The sequence below is a fragment of the Streptomyces sp. NBC_00286 genome (assembly GCF_036173125.1).
Classification (GTDB): Bacteria; Actinomycetota; Actinomycetes; order Streptomycetales; family Streptomycetaceae; genus Streptomyces.
The window spans coordinates 4,500,542-4,525,693 of record NZ_CP108054.1 but is presented as its reverse complement, the minus strand read 5'-3'; the positions used below and the strand labels follow the sequence as shown (position 1 = coordinate 4,525,693).

The 25,152-nt window shown below is 68.8% G+C and carries 20 protein-coding genes and 1 pseudogene; 10 read left to right on the top strand and 11 right to left on the bottom strand.

What is annotated here, in order from left to right; all coding sequences use genetic code 11:
* Positions 1-5 precede the first annotated feature (5 nt).
* A pseudogene (locus OHT21_RS44705) lies at positions 6-380 on the bottom strand (chloride channel protein); the annotation flags it as partial.
* A gap of 704 nt (positions 381-1,084) precedes the next feature.
* Here OHT21_RS44705 and OHT21_RS20520 point away from each other — a divergent pair.
* Positions 1,085-1,231 carry a hypothetical protein gene (locus OHT21_RS20520; RefSeq protein WP_328769812.1) on the top strand — a complete coding sequence of 49 codons (147 nt, stop codon included), beginning with the start codon at positions 1,085-1,087 and terminating at the stop codon, positions 1,229-1,231.
* Positions 1,232-1,516: 285 nt separating this feature from the next.
* Here OHT21_RS20520 and OHT21_RS20515 read toward each other — a convergent pair whose 3' ends face one another.
* The gene (locus tag OHT21_RS20515; RefSeq protein WP_328769811.1) at positions 1,517-2,575 is read right to left on the bottom strand and encodes a glycoside hydrolase family 15 protein; all 1,059 of its coding nucleotides are present in this window, start codon (positions 2,573-2,575) and stop codon (positions 1,517-1,519) included.
* A gap of 428 nt (positions 2,576-3,003) precedes the next feature.
* Between OHT21_RS20515 and OHT21_RS44700 the strand changes: the two genes are divergently transcribed.
* From OHT21_RS44700 to qcrB, 3 genes are all read left to right on the top strand, one after another.
* Positions 3,004-3,210 (top strand): DUF2180 family protein, encoded by a 207-nt coding sequence (locus OHT21_RS44700; protein WP_443050404.1) that lies wholly within the window; start codon positions 3,004-3,006, stop codon positions 3,208-3,210.
* Between the two features lie 704 nt (positions 3,211-3,914).
* Complete coding sequence (locus OHT21_RS20510) at positions 3,915-4,688, top strand: potassium channel family protein (protein ID WP_328769810.1); 774 nt, start codon at positions 3,915-3,917, stop codon at positions 4,686-4,688.
* A 1,439-nt stretch (positions 4,689-6,127) separates the two neighbouring features.
* A complete protein-coding gene (gene qcrB / locus OHT21_RS20505; protein WP_328774168.1) occupies positions 6,128-7,741 on the top strand; it encodes a cytochrome bc1 complex cytochrome b subunit in 1,614 nt (537 codons plus the stop codon).
* Here the strand turns inward: qcrB and ctaF are convergent.
* Positions 7,702-8,121, bottom strand: a complete 420-nt coding sequence (gene ctaF, locus OHT21_RS20500; protein ID WP_328769809.1) for an aa3-type cytochrome oxidase subunit IV — start codon at positions 8,119-8,121, stop codon at positions 7,702-7,704. The genes qcrB and ctaF overlap by 40 nt on opposite strands.
* Positions 8,118-9,713 carry an aa3-type cytochrome oxidase subunit I gene (gene ctaD / locus OHT21_RS20495; RefSeq protein WP_328774167.1) on the bottom strand — a complete coding sequence of 532 codons (1,596 nt, stop codon included), beginning with the start codon at positions 9,711-9,713 and terminating at the stop codon, positions 8,118-8,120. Before ctaD ends, ctaF begins: the two co-directional genes overlap by 4 nt.
* Before the next feature lie 679 nt (positions 9,714-10,392).
* On the opposite strand from ctaD, the gene OHT21_RS20490 reads away from it, so the two are divergent.
* The gene (locus tag OHT21_RS20490) at positions 10,393-11,544 is read left to right on the top strand and encodes a site-2 protease family protein (RefSeq protein ID WP_328769808.1); all 1,152 of its coding nucleotides are present in this window, start codon (positions 10,393-10,395) and stop codon (positions 11,542-11,544) included.
* A gap of 47 nt (positions 11,545-11,591) precedes the next feature.
* Here the strand turns inward: OHT21_RS20490 and OHT21_RS20485 are convergent, their stop codons facing one another.
* From OHT21_RS20485 to OHT21_RS20460, 6 genes are all read right to left on the bottom strand, one after another.
* A complete protein-coding gene (locus tag OHT21_RS20485) occupies positions 11,592-12,032 on the bottom strand; it encodes a PRC-barrel domain-containing protein (protein WP_328769807.1) in 441 nt (146 codons plus the stop codon).
* Between the two features lie 3 nt (positions 12,033-12,035).
* Positions 12,036-12,602: a PRC-barrel domain-containing protein gene (locus OHT21_RS20480; protein WP_328769806.1), complete on the bottom strand. Its 567-nt coding sequence runs from the start codon at positions 12,600-12,602 to the stop codon at positions 12,036-12,038.
* A 397-nt stretch (positions 12,603-12,999) separates the two neighbouring features.
* A complete protein-coding gene (locus OHT21_RS20475) occupies positions 13,000-13,887 on the bottom strand; it encodes a universal stress protein (RefSeq protein ID WP_328769805.1) in 888 nt (295 codons plus the stop codon).
* Positions 13,888-13,935: 48 nt separating this feature from the next.
* On the bottom strand, positions 13,936-14,073 hold the full coding sequence (locus OHT21_RS20470; RefSeq protein ID WP_328769804.1) for a hypothetical protein: 138 nt from the start codon (positions 14,071-14,073) through the stop codon (positions 13,936-13,938).
* A gap of 405 nt (positions 14,074-14,478) precedes the next feature.
* Positions 14,479-15,516, bottom strand: a complete 1,038-nt coding sequence (locus OHT21_RS20465; RefSeq protein WP_328769803.1) for a TerC family protein — start codon at positions 15,514-15,516, stop codon at positions 14,479-14,481.
* Between the two features lie 350 nt (positions 15,517-15,866).
* Complete coding sequence (locus OHT21_RS20460; RefSeq protein ID WP_328769802.1) at positions 15,867-16,361, bottom strand: retropepsin-like aspartic protease; 495 nt, start codon at positions 16,359-16,361, stop codon at positions 15,867-15,869.
* An 820-nt stretch (positions 16,362-17,181) separates the two neighbouring features.
* Between OHT21_RS20460 and OHT21_RS20455 the strand changes: the two genes are divergently transcribed.
* Positions 17,182-20,250, top strand: a complete 3,069-nt coding sequence (locus OHT21_RS20455; protein ID WP_328769801.1) for an FAD-binding and (Fe-S)-binding domain-containing protein — start codon at positions 17,182-17,184, stop codon at positions 20,248-20,250.
* Positions 20,251-20,352: 102 nt separating this feature from the next.
* Complete coding sequence (locus OHT21_RS20450) at positions 20,353-21,819, top strand: cation:proton antiporter domain-containing protein (RefSeq protein WP_328769800.1); 1,467 nt, start codon at positions 20,353-20,355, stop codon at positions 21,817-21,819.
* On the opposite strand, the gene OHT21_RS20445 is transcribed toward OHT21_RS20450, so the two are convergent.
* Positions 21,800-21,928, bottom strand: coding sequence for a hypothetical protein (locus tag OHT21_RS20445; RefSeq protein ID WP_328769799.1), 129 nt, complete (start codon positions 21,926-21,928; stop codon positions 21,800-21,802). The two genes, OHT21_RS20450 and OHT21_RS20445, sit on opposite strands and share 20 nt — an antisense overlap.
* A gap of 351 nt (positions 21,929-22,279) precedes the next feature.
* Between OHT21_RS20445 and OHT21_RS20440 the strand changes: the two genes are divergently transcribed.
* The 3 genes from OHT21_RS20440 (at position 22,280) to OHT21_RS20430 (ending at position 24,942) form a co-directional block, all read left to right on the top strand.
* The gene (locus OHT21_RS20440) at positions 22,280-23,497 is read left to right on the top strand and encodes an aromatic ring-hydroxylating dioxygenase subunit alpha (protein ID WP_328769798.1); all 1,218 of its coding nucleotides are present in this window, start codon (positions 22,280-22,282) and stop codon (positions 23,495-23,497) included.
* Between the two features lie 946 nt (positions 23,498-24,443).
* Positions 24,444-24,611 carry a hypothetical protein gene (locus OHT21_RS20435; protein ID WP_328769797.1) on the top strand — a complete coding sequence of 56 codons (168 nt, stop codon included), beginning with the start codon at positions 24,444-24,446 and terminating at the stop codon, positions 24,609-24,611.
* A 34-nt stretch (positions 24,612-24,645) separates the two neighbouring features.
* The gene (locus OHT21_RS20430; RefSeq protein ID WP_328769796.1) at positions 24,646-24,942 is read left to right on the top strand and encodes a hypothetical protein; all 297 of its coding nucleotides are present in this window, start codon (positions 24,646-24,648) and stop codon (positions 24,940-24,942) included.
* The last annotated feature ends 210 nt before the right edge of the window (positions 24,943-25,152 follow it).

The following is a 25,152-nucleotide window of genomic DNA, read 5'->3' as shown; positions in this document are numbered from 1 at the left end:
GAGGGCCGCACGATCGGCCCCTCGCGGCCGGCCGAGCCGCCGGAATGGATGGTCAGGGTGCAGGCGAGCGTCTTGACGGCCGATACCTTGGGGCTGATCCGCCCGCCTCGCTGGGCGACAGCCGGAATCACTTCGGGAAGACCAGAACCGCGGACCTCCTTGGTGAACCGGTTCACCGGCGGCTCGTCCCGCAGGCCGCCCAGCACAGGGGTGAGCAGCACGAAGTACAGGCCCAGCCATGGCACGTGCGGATTGTCCGAGGGGGGGATGCCGCGTAGTCCGCATGGTCGGAGAAGAGGCGTGAAGGTCTGGATGCACCAGCGGAAGACCACCGAGCCCGTGCCGGTCCTGGCGTCGACGGCCACGGCGAGAGCCGCCAGCGCCCACGTCGTGGTGCGCGTACCAGCCCACGTCCTCGCAGGATCCTTTTTGCATTATGCAAAACTTACCGGAAGGTGGTCACGGCAGGGCGAGCGCGTGGGGAGAGCATCGGCACATGACGGACGCGTCCATGGCAAGGCGTACGAGAGCGGCAGGGCCGGGGCTGGGTCCCTGGGATTGCCCGCGGCCTCCGGGAAGCGAGTGGGGAAGGGCGGCTCCCGTGGTAGTGCACCAGCCCTTCGGCGGTAGTGGTCGCCAGGTGTCGGTCAGGGGCAAGGTGGTGGGCGTGGCGCATGGCGTGGCGGACGTTCTGGCGATTGTGCGCCGGCTGGGCATCACTTTGGGACATGAGGAGGCGGGTGTCACGCCTCTGATCGAGTGGCGGGGTGGAGGAGCCGATGCCTGGCCATAGCCGCTCCGCGGCCCTACCGCCGGTCCCACGGTGCGAAGATGCCCGCCGGAACGGCATCCCGACCCGTCCGCCGCCGAACCCGCCGTCGACGTGCTTACGGGGGCGCCCGCTGCGTCGCCTGCTGGGGCCTGGCCATGTTGATGCTCCCGGAACTCGACCGAGCGGCTGCTGCGCGTACCCCAGGAGGAACCCGCGTTGGTCACTGTGGGCGGCGGCAACCAGAGCCCTCCGCCTGACCGGACGACCGGGCCCCCTACGAGCCGGACAAGTCCGAGCCGGTCCCGAGACGCAGTGGCGCAGCCCGCTCAGCCCGTGCTGGCCGAGGTGTTGATCGGTGTCGAGGTGCTCGCGGTCATGACCGTACTGATGGGCAGCCGGCCAGCCGCCACCGAGTCCGCGGCGGCCTCCACGGTGACCGGGCAGTCCAACGCGACCTGACGGTGGTCCGGTTGGGTACGGGAGTTCCTGGCGGGTGCGGCAAGTGCACATCAGCCTAACCAGGCTGGCTGGCACGCGATGGAGGCCGTGGCCTTCGGTGCCGACGAAGCCTCTCCGCCATCCCTGAACTACGCCTCACTGACACCCAGCACGCACGGCGCGTCGGCCCCCTGAACGCCGAACTCGTCGACCAGAGTGGCTACTGGGGCACCGACACCCTGGACCTCCCGCTCGCCGGGAACTGGACGATGAGGGCTACCGTCCGTGTCTCCGGCACGGACCAGGTCACCGTGTCGAAGCCCGTGAGGCCCGGCCCGGCGAACAGCCGGTCCGGGCCCGTGCTCCGGCGGGCCGGACAGTCGGGCTCGGGGCGAGTGGCACCGCACCCTGCCGGCGGCCTCGACAACGACAGGCGTCACAGTCCTTTACTGCCGGGCGCTTGAGCGACGCAGAAGATTTTTCGACCAAGCGCTGTGGAGCTAGGACAGGGCACGGCGGGGTCGACTGACAGCGGCCACCAGAAATTCCCCCCACGTACGGCCAGTTGCGGGTGTCACTTAGGGTGATCGTGAGCCCGGTGTCGCGTGCCAGGTGCAGTGTGTCGAGCACCGCTCCCCAGACGTCCAGCTGGAGCTGGTCGGCGGCGGCGTTGCCGATCCGTACCGGGGCGGACCCTTCGTAGCCGGACAGCCAGTCCAGGGTGTGCTCGGGCAGCCGGCGCGCGCCGTCCACCGCGTACATGATCTGCAGCTTTCCCGGATCGCTGGCGACCGCGCGCAGCAGCCACTCACGCCAGGCCGCGGCCTCGGCGGTGTAACCGGTGCCGAGCAACGCCTGCAGGGTGAAGGCGGCGTCCCGCAGCCAGCAGTAGCGGTAGTCCCAGTTGCGGACTCCACCGATCCGCTCGGGCAGGGAGGTGGTGGCCGCGGCCAGGACGCCGCCCGTGGGCGCGTAGGTGAGCGCCTTGAGCAGGAGCAGGGAGCGCCGTACCTCCTGCGGCCACTGACCCTCGTACCGGCACCGGGACATCCGCGAGGTCCAGAACGTCTCGGTGTCCGCGATCGCTTTCTCGCCGTCCACGGGCTGCGGGCGGGGCAGGTGGGAGGGGGCGTGTGTCAGGACGAAAGGTATGCGCTGTCCTGCGGACACCGTGAACTCGGCGATGGTGGTCAGGTCCTTGCCGCGCAACTCCACGGGGGTGTGCAGCCAGAAGGCGTCGGGCCCGGCGATCGCGGACAGGTCCGGCCCGCTGCGGCGCACCCAGGGCACGAGATGGCCTACGTGGGCTGGGGCCACAGTCGCGTCGGTTACGTGCGGATAGTTGGCCGCGCTTCCGTGCGGCATGCGCGCGGGGCCGTGGCGGCGTGACGGAAGGACAGGCACAGCCCAGTGACGATCGCCGATGGGGTGCTCGCATGGTTGGGAGGGGGAGCGCTGCTCGCGGCAGTGCTGCCCCCTGCCGCTGCCTGTGATCGATCCCGTGGATGACCGACTGCTGACGGAACACGTCACCGAAGTCGGTGTGCTCATCGCGCTGATGGGGCTCCACTCTGGTGGTGGCACTGGCGGCCCGCGTGCCGGCCCTTCCCTCGCGCCGCGCGCATCCCTGCTCACTGTTGTCTGGCACCAGCACGTCAAGGCCCCGCGGCGGACCGAGCGGCGTCCTGTTTCGCATGCAGCCGCGGGGGGACCCAGGGGAGGGGGAATGAGGGGAGAACTCAAAGGACGCGACTGGGTGATCCCTCCGATCTCCCAACCGAAAGGCCCACGCTATGGACTGCTACGAATGTGTCCAGCAAGGTCGTACGGTGGCCGCGGTCGCTGTATGCCGCGTGTGCGGAGCGGCCGTGTGCGCTGATCACGTGCGCTCCGAGGGCAAGGTACTGCGCGGACCCGCCAGCCCGGGCAAGGTGACCCACGACCGAGCGGCCCGCCAACTGACTTGCCCAGTGTGCCGGGAGGCGGAGGAATCCCCGTAAGGCCGCCGCTGCGCCTCTTTGGGGTGTCGCGGCGAATCAGTGATGCCACTCCGCCGGGTAGCCGTGGTGAGCAGTCGCCCGAATGCCGTGGTGTGCACGTCGTCGATGTGGCGGGCCGCTGCCGGTGGCCAGGAAGGTCGACCATCGTCCGGAAGCGCCGACAGCGCCCGATATCAGTGCCTCAACTTATGGCTGGCGTCCGCTGATCGGGACGCTTCCGAAGCAATGAACTTGTCGGTGCGCCACGGACGGGTGGAGAGGCATTACTGCGACGGTTGCCCAGGGGGTACGGGCAGTGCCTGACCGAGCAACGATCCGGAGGTCCGAATGGAGATCACCACGGGTGGGTGGTTCCTGAGCTTGGGTGCGATCGCCGCGTCGCTCACTCTGGAGTTGGCGCTGTGCGCCGTGGGCCGGCATGCGGTTGGCTTTGGGGAGGCGACCATGTGGTCTGCGGTTGCATCACCGTCGCGCTCGTCCACGGCCTGGTGTGCGCCGAGCCGACGGGGTGGGGATGCGTCGCCGAGTACTTCGCCGGTCCGACGCGGGGTACGGCCGGCACTCTCCGCACAGGCGTGGTTCGCGTGGGCTGGTTGATCTCCGCAGTCGGTGTTGTCGTCGTGCTGGTGGCCCTTCGTGATCTTTTCCATACGATTTGGCACCCGACTCGTCGGGGCGGGCTGAGCCGGCTGATCATGACCGCGATGTGGAGGCTTTCCCACCGGCTCCCCTTCTGGCATCGGACGGCCGGACTGGTCGGGCCGCTCGGCATGGTCGCCGTCGTCGGGACATGGGCCCTTGCCGTTGTGCTGGGGTGGGCGTTGATCTACTGGCCGCACATGCCGGAATCGTTCGCGTTCGCCGAAGGGCTTTCGCCGTCCGAGCGGGCCGACCTGCTGGACGCTCTGTACGTGTCGCTCGTCATGGTGGGCACCCTGGGGCTGGGGGACATCGCACCGGAAGCAGGGTGGCTCCGCGTCGCAGCGCCGCTGGAGGCCCTGATCGGGTTCGTCCTGTTGTCCGCCACCGTGGCATGGGTGCTGGAGCTCTACCCGGCCCTGGCCCGCAGGAGAGCCCTGGCCGTTCGGCTCGCCCTGCTCCGGCACGCCGACCCGGATATGCGGCTGCTGGAATCGTCCGCAGGCGCGACCACGCTGGACAGCCTGGCCGGGGAAGTCGTGCGTGTCCGCGTCGACTTCGCCCAGTACCCGGAGGCGTACTACTTCCACGATGGCGCGGATCGTACGTCGCTGGCCGTCATGGTGCGCCACGCTGTTCTCCTCGCAGAGCGGGGACAGGCGGCCGGAAGAACGGATGTACGTCTGACGGCCGGTGTACTGGCCGCCGCTTTGGATGATCTGGCCAAGACGCTCGATCAGCGGCATCTGTACAACGGCGGGTCGCGGGGCCGTGTCTTCGCGGCGTACGCCGCCGATCACCGTCAGACCCGCCCCGCCGCCGAGGAAGCCACTAGCTGACTCCCCGGACAACCGGGCACCAGCCAGCCCTAGGAGCGTTGGCTGATCAACACCGGCGCGGTCATCAGCCGGCACCCCCGCCGGGCAGCGAGGCGGTCGCGGCCCAAGTGACCAGTACCGGAATTGCCTACGGGTCCTCCCGGTCGCCGGGGCGGTGTCGCAAGACCCACCAGGCCAGCAGGGTGATGAGAGTGAGGTACTCCAGCCAGGCGAAGAGGACCGCCAACCCCTCTGTCGTCATGCGGATGCTTCCTTCCCTTGTGCGCGGACGACCAGACGCCGCTGCTCCAGCGAGACAACCTCCACCCAGGGGATCCGCTTCGTCCGGCGGCCGAGCCAACTGGCCACCGCTGCCAGGAGTCAGGGGCCGGTGACGTCGTGCTCCGCGTAGCCGAACCGGTAGGCCAGCGCGGTCGGTCCGACCATGACCGCGTCGATGCGCCACGGGCCGCTGGACGAAGGACGGGCAGGCGGATGTCATGCAGGGTGCCGATTCGGCGGCCGCTTGTGTCCACCACCTCGGCGCTGAGGAGATCAGTCGCTTTCACGCATGCCGCCCGGGAGTCGCGAGATGAGATTGCGGCGCAGCCACCGCTCGGGAGCCGTCAACTGCGGAAACGCTGCGGCAGGGGACGCCAGCCGTACCACGGTGCCGATATGGGAGATCGCGGCGACGGGCACCGCGATGGGGCCCTGGCGCCCGGACAGCCGTTCGGCGAAGTGTGTCCACCAGCGCCCAAGCCGGCCTCCCAGCCGTGCTTCTCAACCGGCCAGACCTGGTTGTGAACCGCTCCGGGCCGGTGTGCGAGATCTGCTATCGCGCGGAGAGCGGGCCTTCGACAGAGCCCAGTTCCTGACGCCTTCGAGGCGCGGATGCCTCAGGGGCGAGTGTTTCCATGGACGCAGAGTGTTGGTCCTGGAGTGTGCTTTGTGCCTGAGTGTGTCGTGTTGATTGGTGTGTTGCTCAAGGATTCGCGCGGTGTTGACTGGGCCGACGAGGCTGAATGCCGGGGGCAGTTGGCGGTGGGCATGGGGCTCGCCTCGACTCGTGCGGCATTCCGGGGATTTCCCGTGGCAGACCGTCCAGCCCGCGCGGTCATCGTAGAGCCGGATCCTGTTCGACGGCGTATGAGCTCCGGCGCTGTCGTTCGCGCTCCCGCATCCACGGCCCATCGCCTGGATCGGCGTCATCGGCAAGAGGGGATTCCGTCGTCCCTCGTTCGCTTCGTACTTGCGCCATGGAAGCGACTGGAAGATCGGCCGAAATGGAAAAGGTCAAAGTCGAGTGACTGGGCGTACGTGCGGAGGGCGACCGCGGCGCGTGTCGACGCTCCCTGACAATTCTTCCCTATGGTTGATCGCAAACGCAGAGACAGCGGGAGCGGCCTGTGATCTTCTTCCGGCGGACTCGGCTGAAGGCGTATGCCGTGGAACGGAGGATGCGGCGGGCGGCGCGCCGGACCGCCTTTGCGCTCGACGGACGGTTGCCGGTCGGTGAGGCCGGTGGATTGCTGCGCAAGGCCTTCCCCAGTCACTGGTCCTTTTATCTGGGTGAACTGGCCCTCTACAGCTTTGTCGTCCTCTTTCTGACCGGGATCTACCTCACGCTGTTCTTCAAGCCGTCCATGACGGAGGTCGTCTACAACGGTTCGTACACCCCGCTGAACGGCATCCGGATGTCGGAGGCTTTCGCTTCCACCCTGGACATCAGCTTCGATGTACGCGGTGGTCTGCTGATCCGTCAGATGCACCACTGGGCAGCCCTCGTGTTCGTGGCGGCGATCGGGGTGCACATGCTGCGTATCTTCTTCACCGGGGCTTTCCGTAGGCCCCGGGAGGGGAACTGGTTGATCGGTGTCACGCTGTTCCTGCTCGCCATCGCGGAGGGATTCGCCGGTTACTCGCTGCCCGATGACCTGCTCTCCGGAACCGGCATGCGGATCGCCCAGGGCATCATGCTGTCGATTCCGGTCGTCGGGACCTACGTCGCGATGTTCGCCTTCGGCGGCGAGTTCCCCGGTGAAGAGATCATCGGCCGACTGTACAGCCTGCATATTCTGCTGCTGCCCGGTCTGCTCTTGGCTCTGGTGACGGTCCATCTGATCCTGGTGTTCTATCTGAAACACACCCAGTGGGCGGGCCCCGGCAAGACCAACCGCAACGTCGTCGGCAAGCCGATGGTCCCGCATTTCGCCACCTCATCCAGCGGGCTGTTCTTCATGGTCTTCGGCGTGCTGGTGGGAATGGGCGGGCTCGCGCAGATCAACCCCGTATGGGTGTACGGGCCCTACCGCCCGGACCAGGTGTCGACCGGCGCGCAGCCCGACTGGTACGTCGGCTTCCTGGAAGGCGCACTGCGGCTGATCCCCCCATGGGAGACGGTGATTGCCGGGCACACGCTGATGTGGAACGTGCTCCTGCCGGCCGTGGTCCTGCCCGCCGCGCTGTTCGCGGTCCTGTACGCGTATCCCTTCTTCGAGGCGTGGGTGACCGATGACCGGCGTGAGCATCATCTGTGCGACCGGCCCCGGGACCGGCCCGTGCGTACCGGCTTCGGTGTCGCAGGGGTCGTCTTCTACGGTGTGCTGCTCCTGGCAGGCGGCAACGACATCGTGGCGCTCACCTTCCGTGTCTCCCTGGAGGCGCTGACCTGGGTGCTGCGCGTGGCCGTGATCGTGCTGCCGGTGGTCGCCTTCCTGGTGACCAAGCGGGTCTGCGTGGCGCTGCGGGACGCCGAACAGGAGCGGCTCACAAAGGGCGTGGAGACCGGTGAGGTACGGCAGACGGTCGAGGGCGGCTACACGGAGAGCCACCGGCCGGTCGAGTCCGAGGAGCGCCACATCCTGATGCGGGGGAGCCTGCCGGTGGCACCGCCCCGGGAGCCGGACGCTTCCGCGGGCAAGGTCGCGCGGCTGCGAGCGGCGCTCCACACGTGGTACGCGGCCTCCGCACACCCCCAGCCGGATGACGCCGAGGAGGGGTCCCTGGTCGAGTCGGCCGCCCGGCGGCCCGCTCAGCGTGGCCGATCGGCGGACGATTCGCGCGAATCCTGACGCCCCGCGTGTTCGAAGACCATGCCGAGGACACCCAGCGTCAGCACTCCGAGGCCGATCAGTAGCAGCCACAGCCCGAACACGACACCCAGCGCCACGATGATGAAGCCGGCCGCGACGGTGATCGGCCAGGGGCTGTCAGGCGGAAGGAACTCCACCGGGCCGGTGCTCGGAGCCACTTCGGCGTCCCTGCGGTCCTGCGGCCGGCGCCCGCGCCGCCGGTACTGGACGGCGAGGAAGAAGGACACCAGTGATGCCATGACAAAGGCCACGATCAGGACGGCGGTTCCGGCCGGGTCGGCCGCGAACCAGCCATAACTCCCGGCCGTGACCGCGAAGAACGCCGCCACACCGGCGAAGAGCACGGCTTCCGTTTTCATCCGTGGCGCCTCTTCTCTTCCCGTTCGATGCCAGGGTGGTGGAGGTCGAAGGCCGGTGATTCGGAGCGGATGCGCGGCAGGGCGGCGAAGTTGTGGCGCGGCGGTGGGCAGGAGGTCGCCCACTCCAGTGAACGCCCGAACCCCCACGGGTCGTCGGACTCGACCTTCTTTCCGTATCGCGCCGTCTTCCAGACGTTGTAGAGGAACGGCAGCGTCGACAGGCCGAGCAGGAAGGAACCGATGGACGAAACGGTGTTGAGCAAGGTGAACCCGTCGGCAGCCAGATAGTCCGCGTAGCGCCGGGGCATTCCCATTTCACCGAGCCAGTGATGCACCAGGAACGTCGTCTGGAAACCGACGAAAAGCGTCCAGAAATGGATCTTCCCGAGTCGCTCGTCGAGCATTTTCCCGGTGAATTTCGGCCACCAGAAGTAGAACCCCGCGAACGTCGCGAAGACGACGGTGCCGAAGAGGACGTAGTGAAGGTGAGCGACGATGAAATAGCTGTCGGTGAGGTGGAAGTCCAGAGGCGGTGACGCGATGATCACTCCGCTCAGGCCGCCCAGCAGGAAGGACACCAGGAAGCCGACTGCGAACAGCATCGGTGTCTCGAAGGACAGGGAGCCGTAGCGCATGATGCCGATCCAGTTGAAGAACTTCACCCCGGTCGGCACAGCGATCAGGAACGATGCCGCGGCGAAGAACGGCAGCAGCACCGCACCCGTGGCGAACATGTGATGCGCCCACACCACCGCCGAAAGCATCGTGATGGCGATCGTGGCACCGACCAGGCCGAGATAGCCGAAGATCGGCTTCCTGGAGAAGACGGGAAGAACCTCGGTGATGATGCCGAAGAACGGCAGCGCGACGATATAGACCTCGGGGTGTCCGAAGAACCAGAACAGGTGCTGCCACAGGATCGCTCCGCCGTTCGCCGCGTCGAAGATGTGCGAACCGAACTTCCGGTCCGATTCCAGGGCAAGCAGCGCCGCCGTCAGCACGGGGAAAGCGGGCAGCACGAGGATCGAGGTGAACAGGATGTTCCAGGTGAAGATCGGCATCCGGAACATCGTCATTCCCGGCGCGCGCAGACAGGTGATGGTGGTGATGAAATTGACCGCGCCCAAGGTGGTGCTCACTCCGGTCACCACAAGGCCCATGGTCCACAGGTCGCCGCCCACACCCGGGCTGAACACCGCACTGTTCAGCGGCGCGTAGGCGAACCAGCCGAATGCCGCGGCCCCGCCCGGTACCAGAAAGCCGCTGACCACCATCAGGCCGCCGAACAGGAACATCCAGTACGACAGAGCGTTCAGCCGGGGGAAGGCCACATCCGGCGCGCCGATCTGCAACGGCATCACGGCATTCGCGAAACCGGCGAACATCGGTGTCGCGAACAGCAGCATCATGACGGTTCCGTGAATGGTGAACCACTGATTGTACTGATGCGGGTTCACCAACTGCAGCCCGGGACGGGCGAGTTCGGCCCGCATCAACAGCGCCAGCACCCCGCCCAGAAGGAAGAAGCCAAACGCGGTGACCATATAGAGATTACCGATCACCTTGTGATCGGTAGTCCGTGTCCAGCGCACCAGCGCACGCCCGAGCGGTGGGACTTGCGGCCTCCGGACCTGTGCGCGGCCTTCGGTCACTTCGGTCACGGCCTGGTCCGCTGTACACCTGGGCTCACCGGGCGCTCCCTCGCGTCTCTCCGCCTTCTCGTCTCTCGGCACCTGCCCCTGCCGCAACCCGCTCTCTGCCGGGGAATCTCGGCGGATTGGCCAGAATGCCATAGTTTCTCCCCCATGATCGGCGCAGGAAGGCGCGTCGCGAGCGCGCAGCCGGGCCGGAGGTACGCGACGGCGAACCGCTCTGGCGTAAGCCACCTCCAACGGCCCACGCCAGATCGGTAAGGCGTCGGACCGTACGTCCACGTGACACGTCGGCTGCCGGACGTCTCACGGCCGACTGCGCCCCGAGGGTCTTGCGGGTGACACAGGGAGGGACAGGACGGTCCCACCGTGTGCCGAGGTTTGGTCACGCCCGGGAGGGTCACTGGGATCAAGAGCGCGACCTGAGCAAATGGAACATTCATACGCAGCGGGACATCAACTGCCCCTCACACCGCCCGGGTGGCGCCCAGCCGGGGTCGACTGCCGACGCTGATGCGCATAGGGCGGTCTGTGTGCCTCGAAGTGCCGGGCGGCCTCCTCTCGCCAGTGGTCGGGTGCTCACCCGCACAGGGGCAACCCGAGGCGATGGACGAGTGAGGTGGCTGCTGTGCGGGCGACGTTCTCACTGGGCCGTGTGGCCGGTATTCGGGTGGGCGTGCACTGGAGCGTCCTGGTCATTTTCGTCCTGATCCTTCTCGGGCTGGCAGAGGGCCGCTTCCCGGAAGCTCATCCCGATCGCCCGGCATGGCAGTACTGGTTCGCCTCAGCGGTGACCGCGATGGTCTTCCTGCTGTCGCTGCTGGCTCATGAGATCAGCCATGCGCTGGTGGCCCGTCGCAACGGTGTGTCCGTCGACGACCTCACCCTGTGGCTGCTCGGCGGGATCGCCCGGCTCAAGAGCGAGGCATCCACACCGGGAGCGGAACTGCGTATCGCCGGCGTGGGGCCGTTGGTCAGCCTGGTGCTCGGAGTGCTGTTCGCTCTGGTTGCCGGGCTGGCCGGGCTGTACGACGCCGGGCTCGTGGTGGAGGCGCTGGCCTGGCTGGCGGGGATCAACATCCTGCTGGCCGTCTTCAACGCCCTGCCCGCCGCACCGCTGGACGGCGGCCGGCTGCTGCGCGCGATGGTGTGGCGGAAGACCGGTAGCCAACTGCGCGCAACAGCCGTGGCCACGGCTGCGGGACGGATGCTGGGGTGGGCGCTGATCGGTATCGGCTTGTACCTCGTGCTCGTCGGGGCGGTCTTCAGCGGTATATGGCTGGTGGTCATCGGCTGGTTCATCATCTCGATGGCCACGGTGGAAGGCGGCCAGGCCAGACTCCGTGAACTGCTGGGCGGAATCCCGGTGAGCGAGGCGATGACTCCCGATCCGGTGACCGTCCGGTCCACCGCCACGGTCAGCGAGTTCCTCACCGAGCCTCGCTTCCGCTTCCGTCACTCGGCCTTCCCCGTCGTCGACAACGAGAACATCGCGGTCGGCCTGGTCACCCTGAAGGGCGCCGACGCGGTCCCGGAGGCCGAGCGCGGGGCCACCGCCGTCGCACGCGTGATGGTGCCGGTCGACGACCTGCCCACCCCCCACCCCGATGACCCGCTGGCGCGGCTCGTGCCCGAGCTGCAAGGCGGCTCCGTGCACCGCGCCCTCGTACTGGAAGGCAGCCGTCTTGTCGGCATCGTCACCTCCTCGGACATCAGCCGGGTCACCCACTGGCTGAGTTCCTCGTCCACCTGGCGGGGCCGGACTTTGTGAGGGAGGAGAGACGGTGCCTGCCAAACGGACGCTGGATGCCCCGGGTGTCACTGTGGGGCGGCGACGACAACCGCGTAGCTGCCCACTGCGAGGAGTTCGTCACCGGGGATCTGCTCCTCATCGGTCACCAGGCGACTGATGCGCCCTGTTTGCTCGTCGAATTCGAGGTCGCGCACGCTGCCCTTGTTGAGACCTGTTTCGGTGAGCACCGCTTTCCCGAGGGGGTCGTGCGCCGGGTGGGCGTGGTCGCCGGGATCGATGGTCTTCTCGTCGCGGATTCGACCGGCCTCGTCGACGGCGACGGTGTCCGGACCGAACGACTGCACGTTGCTCCACTCCAGGGTTCGGTGTCCGCGGCCTCGGGTCTTGAGGCGCAGCCCGGCGATACGCGCCGGTGACGGTGCCACGGTGCACGTGGCGACCGTTCCGACCGTCTCGGCGGTCGTGAGGTCCATGACGGCCTTGCCCTGGGCCTTGGTGAAGAGCATCAGTCAGTCCTCCTGGTCGTGCCGGAGGCGGTCGCGCAGGTGCTCCGCGGCGGCACCGAACCCTCCCAGGTCACCTGCGCTGTGCTGTGCGGTGGCATCCGGAACGAGCACCCGTTCGCCGGAGACGGTGACAGGGCCGACCACCGGCAGCAGCACACGGTGGTGCTCGGCGGTCTCGATCTCATAGCCCGCCACCACAGGTGCCCTGCCTGCCTCGACGACGGCGTCGGTGACCTTGCCCAGCCGTGCTCCGCCGCGGGTCGTGACCGCGACACCCAGCACGTTGCCCCCGCCCGGTTTCCGCGCACCCGACCGGGCAGCCTTGTCGTCCTCCTCCACGGCGCTCTCGTCGCGCACCATGACCGCGTGCGGCCCCAGGGAGTGAACGTTCTCCCACAAGAGCGCACGATGGAGGGGCCCCGCCAGCAGGCCGCGGCCCGCGAGGGTGAAGCACCGGATGCTCCCCGTCGAGGGGTCGAAGACGAGGTCCTTGACCTGCCCGAGGTCTTCCCCCGCCAAAGTGACCACTGGTTTCTTGGCGATCTCGCTGGCTCGCATGTAGTTGGTCACCGTCGCGGCCCTCCTCGCCGAGGCCGGCGGCCCTGGGCTATGACGCCACCGGAGCGGCGCCGTGCCTGCAGGGACAGGATGGCCGCGGGGGCAGCCAGGAGAATCGCGAGAGCGATGATGAGCCAGATCCACCATTCCATCTCGGCACCCCTTTGCTCGCCTTGTCCCCCCATCTGCTTCCTTCCACAGTCCGTCCACCGATGCTCGGGTGTCTACTGCGGCCGGACGCCGTGCCTCCGGGGCGTCCATTCCTCCCGAGGTTCCCCTCTCCGTCATGGGCATGCCTGTACAGACGGCGCGGATACATGCGGCGTTGTCTCGCGGCACGCGGACCGGGAAGCGCGGGGCGTGTGGGTTCCATCCGGTTCCTCCGTGTTGGGCTCCTGGTGAGGTGCTCCTATTCGTTCGCCGCTGCCGGGACGACGGCGACGGGGCAGCGTGCCCTGTGCAGGACCTCGCTGCTCACCGAGCCGAGGAGAAGCCTGCGCAGGCCCGCTCGGCCGCGCGAGCCGACCACCAGCAGGTCGGCCTCCTCGGACAACTCCGTCAGGTACGTCGCTGGATGTGTCCAGTCGAGACGCAGCCCGGCCGTTACGCCTGGGTACCGTCCGCTGAGCTCGGCGATTCGTTCCTCGAGGAAGTGCCGGGCACTGTCCTCGATCTCGCGCATATCTGGTTCCAGTGCGGTGCCGGTGCGTGGGAGAGGCAGTAGCACGGGCCGGTGAAGGGCATGCACGACCTGGACGTGGGCCGCCCGGCGGTCGGCCTCCGCGAAGGCGAACTCCGCTGCCTCCGGCGAGTAGTGCACGAGGTCGGCACCGACGACGATGCGCCGGCCCGGCGTCTCGACTGGTCTGCCAGGACGCGTCACCAGCACCGGACACTGGGCGTGCGTGGCCACTTGGAGGCTTACCGAGCCGAGAGGCAGGTGCGGGAAACCGCCGGCGCCGCGATGACCCAGCACCACGAGCGACGCCTCCGCCGAGCGCACCACCAGGGTCCCGGCGGGATCGCCGAAGGGCAGCTCTCCCGCGACGGTGAGGTGGGGAAACGCCGACCGGGCCACTGCCTCGAACCGGTCCACCACTGCCGCACCTCGATCCGCGGCAGTCTTCCCCTCGGCGTCCTTCTCATCCGGCTTCCCGAAAGCTCCGGGCAGTTGGATGGCGTGGGCGATGTGCAGGGGAACGGCCCGCAGGACGGCCTCCTGGGCCGCGTACCGCACGAGGTGATCCTGATCGTCGGCGTCATCGACACCGACGATGACGGGTCTTGCATCCACCATCTCGCCTCCCAGGAAATCCCTTAAGGCATGCCCGCTCCGGGCCGACCCTCAAGGACGTGCGATGACGCGTACGGGCCAGCCCGTACGGCTGGGCGACTGGTGTTCACCGCCGCCGGGCGCCGAGAGGATCGCCTTGAGCAGCAGCCCGACAGCGGCCAGGATCGCCAGCGCCACAGCGACCTTCACCGTCCATGAGCGTTCTGGCCTCCTCCTCGTCGGCGCGCCCTGTGCCCGGGCCCAGGCCCCTGTGGTCCGTGAGCCGGTCGTCCCCCGCCAGCTCGCTGGACTGCATGGTCGGTCACCTCGGTGTCGAGTGACTGCCGAGACCCGTCCGACGGGGGCCTGCCCACGGCAACTGCGGCGGTGGTGGCACGGTCGTGCCGCGGGGCGCGACAGCCGACGGACACCGCCTCCACACCAGCCAAGGCCGGGTACCCGCGACCAGGTGCACGAAGCACGCCGGGAGGCTGGGGTACGGCCCGCCGGGGCTGGGTGGACCTCGTCCTCGGTCATGGGAAGGCCGGCCGAGTGGCGCAAGGCTGCCTCGCGCTCCTTGCCGCTGACTCTTGCCTCCACCTGGACGGGTAGGGGTCATGTGTCGTCACGGCCCTCTTCAGCAGCGTTACGGGAATCGCTCGGCGGTCCCGAAACAGGTTCACCAGCATCCGCTCCCGGCCGCTCGTCGGCGCGGCCGGACGGGGCGGGACGCAACACGCTGAGCACGACGGAGACGACCAGGACAGTGACGATCACGCCGAGGCTGAGGAGCGAATGAACCTCGGGAATCGCCGTGCTGATGATTTCGTGGGATGCCTGCAGGGTCAGTTTCACCCCGATGAAGCCGAGAATCAGCGCCAGGCCCTTGCTGAGGTAGTGGAAGCGGTCCATCAGATCGGCGAGCAGGAAATACAGGGCGCGCAGGCCCAGGATCGCGAAGGCGTTACTGGTGTAGACGATGAAGGCATCACTGCTGACGCCCAGGACGGCGGGCACGCTGTCCACAGCAAAGACCAGGTCGGCGCCTTCCACCGCGGCGACGACGGCGAGCAGCGGGGTGGCGACGATCTTGCCGCCCTCCCGGACGAAGAATCGGGCTCCCGCGTACTCGTCCCGAACGGGGATGACCTTGCGCAGGAGCCGTACGGCGAGGCTCTTGCCGGGATCGACACTGTCCTCTTCCTTGGTGAGGATCTTGTACGCGCTGTAGAAGAGGAAGGCGCCGAAGACGAACAGGACGGCGGTGAAGCGGTTGACCACCGCCACGCCGGCGGCGAGGAAGAGACCGCGGAAGACGAGGGCGCCGAGGACACCGAGGAACAGCACGCGGTGCTGGTACTCGCGGGGCACCTTGAAGTAGCCGAAGATCAGCGCGAAGACGAAGAGGTTGTCCGCCGACAGGCTCTTCTCCAGCAGCCACGCCGTGGTGTATTCCACGCCGGCGGTGGTGCCCACCACGAGGAAGACGAGCGCGCCGAAGACGACGGCCAGGCCCACCCAGACCCCACTCCAGACGGCGGCGTCCCGTAAGCCGATGGCATGTGCCCGCCGGTGCGCCAGCAGATCGACGGCCAAGGCCACCACAACGGTGACCGCGAAGACCGTCCACAGCCACAGTGGTACGTCGTGCACGAGCGCCACCTCTCTACCAAGATCGGCCGGCGGACGCGTCTCCGAGTCTGGAGTACCTGACGGTGGTCCGCTCCGGCGAACTGAGCGTGCTCCGTTGGACGGACACTTTCGGTGTGGTCGCGTTCACCGACGCCCCGGACCGGTGGCCTCGAACTCCGGCGACGGAGGCGTCTCGGGTGATGCCTGTGGGGTTCGTGACGATGCCGGTTCGCTGGCGGTGATCGGAGGAAGGCCGGTCGCCTGTGCCCCGCACAGGAGGGGATTTCCAGGCGGCGGCAAGACACTCGCGCGCAGCGCGCCCGTGCGCCGCCACCCGTCCAGACTGCGGCAGCAAGGGCAGGCCCCAGTTCTCACGGCGCGGGGATCTTGAGGACGCCGTCGTCGTAGTCGACGGTGATCGAGCCGTAGTCGCTGAGCACATCCGAGCCGAGCAGTCCCTGAATGCCGCCGCCTCCCCTGGGAGGGCCGAGGTCGATGACCGTGACCTCACCCGGGTCGATGCGTACGTCACCAACCCTCCACTGGTCCACCCGGGCGACGGGGACCTGCCCGGTGCCCAGGATCCCGCTCACCGATTGGCGCTCGCCGGTGCGTTCCAGACCCACCCGGTCGGCGACGTCCTCGTCGACGACGCTGGCTGAGGCACCGGTGTCCAGGGCGAACATGAAGGGACCCTCGCCTTCGATGCTTACCGGGACGAACGCCAGCGTCCGGTCGTCCTCCTCCACGACCCTGAGCGGTACCTCGCGCACCGCTCCGGGAGAGGCCTGCGCCGCGTCCGGGTCGTCGCGATCCTCGTACAGCACGCAGCCGGCGAGCAGCAGCGCGGCCAGAGGCGCGGCCACGAGCCGACTCGCCGGTCGATGCCTCGTGGCGGGCGCTGGGTCATCCCACATGCCCATGCGGCCGGGGTGCCCACCCGGCTACCGCGCAAACGCTGGTGAACGCCGACTGGTACGGGAGACCGTCGGCCGTGGTCCTTTCCTCGCCGCGGGCCATCGGGGTGCTTGCCGCCCGACTCGGGGGGGGATGGCACGGCCTGCGGGCGTGTGGCTTTTCTTCATCGGCGCCGGTGTGCTCGCCTCGCCCTGGCGTCCGGGGTTCGTTTTCCGGTACGGCGAACGCGATACCTGTAACCAACAAACGGCGAGTGAGCAGGACCTATGAGCCGGACGACACAGCAGACGGTTGTGGTGAGCGGGACGAGCGCCGGAATCGGACGGGCGACGGCCAGAATGTCCGCCGCCCGCGGGTCCGGGTCCCAGTGACGACTCGGATGGCTGTCCGATCCTGTTGTGCGCGTACCAGCCGACTCTCCTGCGGGTACGGCCGAATGCGCGGCTCTCCGGTTTGCCGGAAAACGGCCCGGGATACACGAACAGGAAATTCAGGGCATCGGCATCGCAGAGGAAAGAACGTCCCCTGGGGCGGCAGTGACGTCATCGCGGAACCGGCTCGAGGCGTTGACTTCACGCGACGCGCAGCGCCGACCGCGAATCCGCCGGGCCCGACACGCGCCGGCCAAGAGGGCCCACGCCCCGGTGCCAGGCACGGTGAACCATCCAGGAACGCCCCGACAGCACGCGGCATGGACTCCTGACCGGGGGCGCGGGCTGGTCAATCCCACAGCGGTACGTGTCCCATCCGTAAGAGGAAGGCTTGCGCATGAACCAGGTGGACCTCCCGCTGCCAGTCGTCCGTCGTTCGCCGGAGAAGATCGACATCGGTGCTCTCGAGCGGGATCTGCGCGACCGGGTCGACGGCGAGGTCCGCTTCGACACGGGTACGCGCGCCGCGTACTCGACGGACGGTTCCAACTACCGGCAGGTCCCCATCGGCGTGGTGGTTCCCCGCACGGTCGAGGCCGCCGAGGAGGCGGTGGCGGTGTGCCGTGAGTACGGCGCGCCCCTGCTCTCCCGCGGCGGCGGCACGAGCCTTGCGGGCGAGTGCTGCAATACGGCGGTGGTACTGGACTGGAGCAAGTACTGCAACCGGCTCCTGTCGGTGGACGCCGACAACCGGCGGTGCGTGGTCGAGCCGGGCATCGTGCTCGACGACCTGAACCGGCAACTGGCCGCGTACGGCCTGCAGTACGGGCCGAGGCCGGCCACCCACCCGAACTGCACCCTCGGCGGGATGATCGGCAACAACTCGTGCGGGTCGACGGCCCAGGCGTACGGGAAGGTCGTCGACAACCTGCACCGCCTTCAAGTGCTGACCTACGACGGGACCCGCATGTGGGTCGGCCGGACCGGGGATGCCGAGCTGGAGCGGCTGATGTCCGGCCAGGGGCGGGAGGCGGAGCTGTACCGCGGGATGGCGGCGCTGCGGGACCGGTACGCCGGCCAGGTCCGTGAGCGCTATCCCGACATCCCGCGCCGGGTCTCCGGCTACAACCTCGACTCGCTCCTGCCCGAGCAGGGCTTCGACGTCGCCGAGCTGCTGACCGGTTCGGAGTCCACGCTGGTCACCGTCCTGCGCGCGGAGCTGGAGCTGGTGCCGGTGCGTGCGCATACCGCCCTGGTCGTCCTCGGCTACCGGGACATCTGCGAGGCCGCCGACCATGTGCCGGCGGTCCTGGAGCACGAGCCGATGGCGCTGGAGGGCGTGGACCATCAGCTGATCCGCTTCCAGCAGCAGAAGCATCTCAATCCCGACGCGTTGCGGATTCTGCCCGGCGGCCGGGCGTATCTGTTCGTGCAGTTCGCGGGGGACACGCGCGAGGAGGTCGAGGGCCGGGCGAAGGCCCTCATCGACGCGAAGCCGGACGACGTCGATCACACCTGGTACGACGACCCCCAGCACGTGCACGACCTGTGGCGGGTGCGCGAGTCCGGCCTGGGCGCGACCGCCCATGTCCCCGGGCAGCCCGACACCTGGGAGGGCTGGGAGGACTCCGCGGTGCCCGTGCACCGCCTCGGTGACTATCTGCGCGACCTGAAGCGGCTGTACGAGGAATTCGACTACGGACACCCCTCGGTGTACGGGCACTTCGGTCACGGCTGCGTCCACACCCGCATCCCCTTCGACCTGGAGTCCGAGGAGGGCGTCGCCCGGATGCGGGCCTTCGTCGAGAAGGCCGCCGACCTGGTGGTGTCCTACGGCGGATCGCTGTCCGGCGAGCACGGGGACGGTCAGTCGCGGGGCGAACTGCTGGTGAAGATGTTCGGGCCGGAACTGATCGAGGCGTTCGAACGGCTCAAGGGGCTGTTCGATCCGGGCAACCGGATGAATCCCGGCAAGATCGTCCTGCCGCACCGCCTCGACGAGGACCTGCGCCTGGGATCCGACTACCTGCCGTGGGAACCGGAGACCGCCTTCGCCTTCCCCCATGACGACGGCAAATTCAGCCGGGCCGCCGCCCGATGCGTCGGGGTCGGCAAATGCCGCTCCCTGGAGGGCGGGGTGATGTGCCCCAGCTACGGGGCAACCCGCGAGGAGGAGCACTCCACCAGGGGCCGCGCCCGGCTGCTGTTCGAAATGGTCCGAGGCGACTCACCGGTCGATTCGGGGTGGCGTTCCCACGAGGTGCGCGACGCCCTCGACCTGTGCCTGGCCTGCAAGGGCTGCAAGACGGACTGCCCGGTCAACGTCGACATGGCCACCTACAAGGCGGAGTTCCTGCACCACCACTACCAGGGCCGACTGCGGCCGCTCGCGCACTACTCGATGGGCTGGCTGCCGGCGGTGGCCAGGGCGGTCGCGCTCGCGCCCCGTACCGTCAACGCGCTGGCCTCGGTGCGGTGGGTGGCCCGCGTGGCCAAGACGCTCGGCGGCATCGTGCCCGAGCGGGACGTGCCCGTCTTCGCCGAGCAACGCTTCACCGAGTGGTGGCGCGAGCGGGGCGTACCGGGCGGTGACGGACACCGAGGGGAGGTCGTGGTGTGGCCCGACACCTTTACCGAGCACTTCCACCCCGCGATCGGCAGGGCAGCGGTGGAGGTCCTGGAGGCGGCGGGTTTCCGGGTCAAGGTGCCCGAGGCGGCGGTGTGCTGTGCACTGACCTGGATCTCCACCGGGCAACTGGGCGTCGCCAAGCGGGTCCTGGGCCACACGATCGACGTCCTGCGCGCGGACCTGCGCCGCGGCACACCCGTCGTGGGACTCGAACCCAGCTGCACCGCCGTCTTCCGCGCCGACGCGGCCGAACTGCTGCCCAAAGACCCCGACGTTGACCGGCTGCGGAACCAGACTCGCACCCTTGCCGAACTGCTCGTCGAACGCGCCGACGACTGGCAGCCGCCGGCCGTCGACGCGCGTGCGGTAGTCCAGCGGCACTGCCATCAGTACGCCGTCATGGGCTTCGATGCGGAACGGAAGGTGCTCGAACGGGCCGGTGTGGACGCCGACGTGCTGGATGAGGGCTGCTGCGGGCTGGCCGGCAACTTCGGCTTCGAGAAGGGCCATTACGAGGTGTCCATGGCCTGCGCCGAGGCGGGGCTGCTGCCCGCCGTGCGGGAGGCGGACGAAGCGACGCTGGTCCTCGCGGACGGTTTCAGCTGCCGTACGCAGGTCGAGCAGGCCGGTACGGGACGCGCCCCGTGGCACCTGGCGGAGGTGCTGGCGGCGGCACTGCGGGCACGACGGGACGCCGAGCCCGAGCGCCCCGCACCCCCGGGGCTGCGCGCCCTGCTGCCGCTGGGCGCCGTCGGCCTCGCCGGTGTGGCACTGGCCGTACTGGCCGGGGCACGGCGCTCCCGCCGTGGTCGCCGGGGTGCGTTCCGCGACCGGTGATACCGCGTCCCTGACCGACAGGGGGCAAGCCAGGGGGCACCACCTGCCGCTCCCTGACCGGCGGACACCGGCGGAGACACCTCCGACAGGAAGGATCGGCAGGTGGAGGGAACCTGGTCATTTGGACTGGCCGTGCTGGTCGTGGCGCTGGCCGCCATGGCGGCGGTGGCGTCCAACCGGCTGAGCGAACGCAGCCGAATCCCGGCCCCGGCCTTCTTCCTGGTGACCGCCGCCGTCGCGGTGGACCTCTTCCCGGCACTGCGGAAGCTGTCGATGGCGACGGTGCAGGACATCGTGACCGTCGCCCTGGTGGTGCTGCTCTTCCAAGGCGGCATGGAGATCGGCTGGCGGCGTTTCCGGCCGGAGGCCGGTGCCATCCTCTCGATCGGCGTGCTGGGCACCTTCGCCACCGCCGCTCTGGTCGCCGGCGCGGCCCACCTCCTGCTCGGGCTGGACTGGCGCCCCGCCCTGCTGCTGGGCACGGCGCTGGCGCCCACCGACCCGGCCGTCGTCTTCTCCGTGCTCGGCCGCCGGACGATCACCGGCAGGCCCGGTGTCCTCCTGCCCGGTGAGTCGGGGGCCAACGACCCCGTGGGCATCGCCCTGATAGCCGGTCTGCTGGGCACGTCGGCCGGCTCGGCCCTCGATACGGCCGAGCACACGGCACTGGTCTTCGTGCAGGAGATGGCCATCGGCGCGGCGATGGGTGCAGCGGGCGGCTGGGCGCTGAAGGTGGTCATGCGCAAGGTGCCCCTGCCCGCCGAGGGGCTGTATCCGCTGCGTACGCTCGCGGGAGCATTCACGGTCTACGGGCTGACGACGGTGGCGCATGGCTCGGGTTTCCTGGCCGTCTTCGTCGCCGGTGTCCTGCTCGGTGACGTACGCGCTCCCTACAAGAAGGAGATCGAACGCTTCCACACCGCTCTGGGCAGTCTCGGGGAGATCGTCGCCTTCGCCGTGCTGGGGCTGACCGTGCCTCTGTGGACCTTCACCGCCGAAGGAGCCTGGACGGACGGTCTGCTGCTGGCCGTGCTGCTCGTCTTCGTGGCTCGCCCGATCGTCATGGGCGTCCTGCTGTCGCGGATGCGTCTGCGTGCGGGGGAGCGGGTATTCCTTGCCTTCACCGGGCTCAAGGGGGCCGTCCCGGTCCTCCTCGGTAGCTACATCGTCAGCTCCGGCGTCGCCGACGCCGACCGCCTGTACGACGTGGTGTTCGTCGTGGTCGTCTTCTCCGTCATCGTCCAGGGCTCACTGGTGCCGACGGTGGCCCGGCTGTGCCGTGTGCCGATGCGGTCCGTCGAGCTGGAACCCTGGGCGCTGGGCGTGCGGCTGCGGGAGCGTCCGGAAGGCGTCGCCCGCCATGTGGTCGAGGAGGGATCCGCGGCTGACGGAAGCAGCGTCGGCGAGCTCGACATCGGCGAGGACACGTGGATCAGCCTGGTCGTCCGCGAAGGCGGCCTCGTCCCCGTGAGCGGCTCCACGCGGTTGCGGGTGGGTGACGAAGTACTGGTGCTCACCGGGGATGACGACGAGAAGTGCGCCGGGCTGTTCACCACCCGGCGGGAATGACCGGGTCGGAGGCGTCGCCGAAGCGTGCCGAGCACTCCAGCAGCAGGGCGTGGACAGGCGCTCCACGGCGGAGCCGTCGTGGGGCGCCGGACACCTTCGTACTGGCCATGGGCACTCCGCTTCCGCTCCTGAGATTGCTGCACGCCTACCCACTCCGACCGCATGCGCGGGACGTCACGACATTTCATAGGTAACGATGCAGATCGGATGGAAACGTCGCACTCAAGACGTCGCTCTTGGAGCTGCTGACACACGCGCCGTCCCGGACACCAACGCGGATGGCACCATCACCGCCTACCCCACCGCTGTACACGTCACCGTCCAGTACGCCTGGCCTCATGCGTGAACGGTGCTTGCCGAGGCCCGACGGGCCGCTCACCCGTTCGGACGCGCTGGGCAGGGCGTGCCCGGCGGGCGGCCGCCAGGATGGGGGGTGTTGTCACGCGTGCAAGGGAGAGGTATGACCGGGACCGACTCCGACGGGGCCAGGAGCGGTCGGCGCTCGGGACACCGCGATCCGAATGCGGGCATGACCGACCTGCGGCGCGTCGGGGCGAACCCGGACTTCTGGTACCCGGTCGCGCTGTCCCGCAGCGTGCGCAGCATGAGAGTGATCGCGACCGCGTTCGCCGGTGAGCGCATCGCGCTCTACCGCGGGGAGAGCGGTGCCGTCTACGCGCTGGAGGACCGGTGCGCCCACCGGCAGGTGCCGCTGAGCATGGGCGTCGTGGAGGGCGAGACACTCCGCTGCTGCTATCACGCGTGGGCCTATCGTGGCGACGGTCGCATCTCTCAGATCCCGTACCTGTCCAAGGGCGATGGCCGGCCGCCGCGCGGCGTGCGCGGCTACCCCGTCCGCGAGGCATACGGCCTGGTCTTCGCCTTCCCGGGCGACCCGGAGAAAGCAGCGGTCACCGCGCTGCCCGACCTGCCGGCCTTCGGCTCACCGAAGTACAAGACCATGACCTTCTCCCGGACGGTGCGCTGCCACTACTCGTTCATGCACGAGAACCTGCTCGACATGAACCACCAGTTCCTCCACCGGGGTGTCGTCGGCAGGCTCCACCCGGAGCTGCTGGAACACCGGACCGGCCCGCGTTCGGTGGAGGCCAGGTACCTGTTCACCCATGCCGGAGGTAAGCGGAACCGCAGCGCCTCCCTGCTGGCCGCCGAGGGCATCGGCGGCAGCGACTCCGCCGACGTGATGACCATCCGCACCGATTACCCGTACCAGACCCTTGACCTGGTCCCGGAGGGCGCCGAAGGTCCGGCCTACTGTCTGTGGGCCGCGTACGTGCCCGAGGACGCCGAGCAGCGCATGTGTCACGCCTACGGCCTACTCATGATCGAGAAGCCCGGGATTCCCGGCGTCCTTCATCTGGGCTGGCCGTTCATCAGGCGGTTCACCGAGCGCGTGTTCGCCGAGGACCGCATGGCCGTCGAAGCCGAGCAACGGGCGTGGGAGGAGCAGGGCGAGGACCGCAATCACGAGGTCTTCCCCTTGATCCTGGATGTCCGGGAGGTGCTGCGCACCAACGGCGTCCCGCTCCGCCCCCAGGCTGCCGCGTTCGACGCCGATCCGTCGTCCGACGGCCCGGCGTCGGCGCCCGGCGACCACCCCGCAGGACCGGCCGCCCTCGAGGGCCCGAAGTCCTCGACAGAGTTGCCGGGCGGGTGAATGCGGTGAACGCCGATCGACGCGGAACCGCTGGTCTCGGGCCCTTCGGGGGACGTGTGGTTTTGGTCGGCCTCCCGAGGAACTCCCGGACGGCCGCCGCCCGACCGTTGCAGGTGCTGGAGAAGCACCGCGCCCTGGAGCCCCGATTCGATCCGTCTCTGCGACACATTCCGCCGGTCACGGTCTGGCGAGACGTCGAGCGAGCGGTCAACGAGCTGACCGCGCAGGACGACGGGTTTTCGAGCAGTCGATTCTGACCACCCTGGTGCCTGGCCACGCCGACTTCTCTCACCTGCCGTTCTTCCCCCAATCCGTCTTTCGCCTCCGGTAGCGGCTCCACTGCCGCGGCCTCGGACCTGCCGCCGGAGATCGCCCGTCTGGCGGACTGGGCCGCGGACCCGGAGCACTTCATGCGGCGTGCCGGCGGCGCGGAAGCGGTCCACCGCGACTGGGACCAGGGCCACCTCAGCTGCCGAACCGAGGTCGTTATGGGCCGGGCTGGGCGATCTGGCCCCGAGGGAGAACGAGCGGATCGCGGTAGTGCACGCGCGCCGCCTGGCCCTGGACGACATCGTCGCCTCCCTCGCCCGCCAACTGCCGCAACGTCGCCCATTACCTTCGTCGTAGAGTTCGGTTCGGGTTCGTGGCCATCGGGGCCGGTATGACTCTTTGCCCCTGTCCTTGATGATCCGGGGGGTGCTGTCGCCGGTCCCGGCGGCACCGGTACAGCGAACTCCGTCAGCCGGACAGGACATCACCAGCAGCGGCATTCGCGCCCAACCGCTGGCCTGGCCACCGGAGCCGCAGCAGTAGCCGCCATGGCATGACTCCATTCCGCCCCCGCTCCGGCAAGCCGGGGCACTGCCGACCGGAGCGCTCTGCGACAACATGGTCTACCGCCGCACACCCCACCCATGACCACCCACCAGCCAGCATCTGGAGCAGCATGTCCGAACGACGCATCGGAGCGGTCCTGGCCGCCGCGGGGACCCCATTGGTTCTGACCGGGGCAGCGATGTACGTACTACCCGGGCCCGGTTTCCCCATTCTTGCTACCGGCCTCGCCGCGCTCATCACAGGACTCATCATGATCGCCGCCAACCGCCGCAGCTGACCCGCCCCCTCACTCACAGGAGAACTCTGCCCTCATGACCTGGCACTGGATCGGCTTGGCTTTCTTCTCAATCACCCTGCTCCCGGCCGGGCTGGCGATGGTCACCGGCCACGTGCCGAAGCGTCTGCGCCCCCGGCTCGCCCCGACGCCACCGCGCGGCTGGGCCATCCTCGCGCTGTACGCCGCCGCGCCTCTCAACGCGATCCCCCGTCTGGCCGGCGCCTCACCGGCGATCACCTTGGCCGCTACCGCCACCGCAGGCGTCGTCGCCGCAACCGGATGCGCGGTCGCGGCCATCGCCTCGCACCGCTCAGCAAGCGCCGCGTCATGACGAGGGCACGGATCTGGCGGCGCGAGATCGGATCAGTCAGCCTCTGGTGGACCACGCTCACACTCATCCTTTGGCTGCTGAGCCGCACCACTGGTCAGCCCACGGGCTTCCTACGCTGCGCCGCCTCCGCAGCGCTGCTGGTCACGGTAGGGGAGATCGGAGACTGGCTACGCCGACGCTGGTACGCACACCGCACCACTAACCGTTCCT